The organism is Pseudoalteromonas rubra (assembly GCF_005887115.1).
GTDB lineage: Bacteria > Pseudomonadota > Gammaproteobacteria > Enterobacterales > Alteromonadaceae > Pseudoalteromonas > Pseudoalteromonas rubra_F.
The window spans coordinates 1-282 of sequence record NZ_PNCJ01000160.1; the positions used below are offsets into that span (position 1 = coordinate 1).

1 protein-coding gene is annotated in these 282 nt (G+C 44.0%); it reads left to right on the forward strand.

The genetic code is table 11. The features are described 5' to 3' along the window. Positions 1–25: 25 nt before the first annotated feature. On the forward strand, positions 26–282 hold a 257-nt coding region (locus tag CWB98_RS23580), incomplete at its 3' end, for a LysR family transcriptional regulator (protein ID WP_138546983.1).

The following is a 282-nucleotide window of genomic DNA, read 5'->3' on the forward strand; positions in this document are numbered from 1 at the left end:
TAAAGACTTTTACGTATATGTAATAATGGATAGATGGATTGGCATTGATGAGTTTGTTGCGGTCGCAAGTAATGGCTCATTTAGTGGGGCTGCAACTCAGTTAAATACTTCGGTTGCGCAAATTAGTCGCCGAGTGAAAATGTTAGAGGAGCGGCTCAACATACAACTTTTGACGCGCACCACCCGAAAATTAGCGCTGACTCAGGAAGGTGAAGTGTTTTTATCTCACGCAAAGCATTTACAGCATGGATTAGATGACGCCACTGCTGCAATCCGTCAACG